Source organism: Stenotrophomonas sp. 2YAF22 (assembly GCF_052114665.1).
Classification (GTDB): Bacteria; Pseudomonadota; Gammaproteobacteria; order Xanthomonadales; family Xanthomonadaceae; genus Stenotrophomonas; species Stenotrophomonas indicatrix.
The window spans coordinates 1-2,241 of record NZ_JBFRFE010000673.1; the positions used below are offsets into that span (position 1 = coordinate 1).

Here is a 2,241-nt window from a genome sequence, read left to right on the forward strand (position 1 = left end):
CCCCTTCTTGCTTTCCGATACACCTCATCCACGCATGGCGTGGATCCACCAACCGTCATCGGGAAATTGTCGAAGGCGGGGAGGGGGCAGCTGGCGGGACCGTCCACGGCATGGATGCCGTGGCCGAGCCTACAGGGACGTACTTGCGGCGTGTCCCGCCAGCTGCCCCCCTCCCCGCCAACCAAGCAACAACCCAGAGCCGCTCTGGCTTTTGTAGTTGCAGTTGCATCTGCGGGCGCCGGGCAGCCGCCCGGCCGATCACCCCTGCAACTGCAGCCGCTCACGCATCAGCGGCACCAGCCAATCCAGGAACACCTGCACACGTTGCGCGCGATGCTGCCGGTGCGGCAGCAACAGGGTCACCGGCAGCGGCTGCGCCGCGTACTGGGGCATCACTTCCACCAGCGCACCGGTTTGCAGTTCGGCCTGCACGTCGTAGCGTGGAATCTGCAGCAGTCCCAGCCCTGCTACGCAGCAGGCAATCGACGCCTCGGCGCTGTTCACCCGCACCCAGCCGGGCATCGGCAGCGTGCGCAGCTGCGCGCCGTCCTGCCATTCCCACGGCTCCACCCGYGCCGTGGTCGGCGACGCATAGTTCACCGCGCGGTGCTGCTGCAGGTCGGTGGGGTGCTGCGGTACGCCGTGCGCGTGCAGGTACGCCGGCGCGGCAACATTGACGAAGTCCAGCTGGCCCAGCGTGCGGGCCACCAGGCTGGAGTCACCCAGCTGGCCCACCCTCAGCACCGCATCGCAGCCGTCCTCGATCAGATTCACCGCGCGATCGGTCATGCCCAGGTCCAKCTCGACCTGGGGGTGCCGTGCGAAGAAGTCCGGCAGGGCCGGGGCGATGATGCGGCGGCCGATCCGGCTGGGTACATCGATCTTCAACAAGCCCCTCGGCTGCGCGTCGTCCGTGCGGAACAGCGACTCGGCATCTTCCATTTCGGCGATCAGGCGCAGGCAGCGCGCGTAGAAGGTGTCGCCATCGTGGGTGGTGGAGACCCTGCGGGTGGAGCGCTGCAGCAGGCGCGTACCCAGGCGCTGTTCCAGTTCTGCCACGGCCGCCGAGACGGTGGAGCGGGGCAGGCCGAGCTGGTCGGCGGCGCGGGTGAAGCTGGTGCACTCCACCACCCTGGCAAAGATGCGGAAACGCTCGATCCGGTCCATTGTTCGCCCGCTCTGGAAAGTTAAGTCAATGTTGCGGGCTTTATCCGCGATTTCTGCACGATATCGTCGTCAGCACAGGGTTGCCAGTCCGGCAGCCCCTTTCCGGGACCGATGCCATGACCGACCACCGTATCCAGGGCAAGACCGTGTTGATCGCCGGCGGTGCCAAGAACCTCGGCGGGCTGATCGCCCGTGACTTCGCCGAGCAGGGCGCCAAGGCCATCGTCATCCACTACAACAGCGCCGCTACACAGGACGATGCCGAGGCGACCGTTGCAGCCGTGCAGGCCGCAGGTGCCAAGGCCGTGGCGTTGCAGGCCGATCTGACCTCGRCCGCAGCGATGGAGCGGCTGTTCGCCGACGCGGTTGCCGCCGTCGGTCGCCCTGACATCGCCATCAACACTGTCGGCAAAGTGCTGAAGAAGCCGATGCTGGAGATCAGCGAAGCGGAGTACGACCAGATGAGCGCGGTCAACGCGAAGACGGCGTTCTTCTTTCTCAAGGAGGCCGGACGCCATGTCAACGACGGTGGCCGCATCTGCACGCTGGTGACGTCGCTGCTCGGTGCGTTCACGCCGTTCTATTCCAGCTACGCCGGCACCAAGGCGCCAGTGGAACACTTCACCCGCGCAGCATCGAAGGAATTTGGCGAGCGTGGGATTTCGGTGACTGCGATCGGTCCCGGGCCCATGGATACGCCGTTCTTCTATCCGGCCGAGAGTGCCGATGCGCAGGCGTATCACAAGACCGCCGCGGCGCTGTCGGCATTCACCCGTACCGGCCTGACCGACATCGCCGACATCGTGCCGTGGATCCGCTTCCTGGTGACCGACGGCTGGTGGATGACCGGGCAGACCATCCTCGTAAACGGTGGTTACACCACAAAGTAGAGACACGCGAGGCTTGAGTTCGTGCCGTGGATCCACGCCATGCGTGGATGCTCCTGGCTTCATCCACGCATGGCGTGGATCTACTGTTGATCCCCAAGTGGACAGCTTCAGGGCGTTCACGGGCACAATAGCGGCCAGTTCCAGGGCCGGAGCGCCTGCCATGTTCTTCCGCACGACCTGCGCC

The 2,241-nt window shown here is 65.8% G+C and carries 2 protein-coding genes; one reads left to right on the plus strand and one right to left on the minus strand.

Annotated elements, in window-relative coordinates; all coding sequences use genetic code 11:
• Positions 1–258 precede the first annotated feature (258 nt).
• Positions 259–1,167 carry a LysR family transcriptional regulator gene (locus AB4Y84_RS19765; RefSeq protein ID WP_442250738.1) on the minus strand — a complete coding sequence of 303 codons (909 nt, stop codon included), beginning with the start codon at positions 1,165–1,167 and terminating at the stop codon, positions 259–261.
• A gap of 116 nt (positions 1,168–1,283) precedes the next feature.
• Between AB4Y84_RS19765 and AB4Y84_RS19770 the strand changes: the two genes are divergently transcribed.
• The gene (locus tag AB4Y84_RS19770) at positions 1,284–2,057 is read left to right on the plus strand and encodes an SDR family oxidoreductase (RefSeq protein WP_442250739.1); all 774 of its coding nucleotides are present in this window, start codon (positions 1,284–1,286) and stop codon (positions 2,055–2,057) included.
• Positions 2,058–2,241 lie beyond the last annotated feature (184 nt).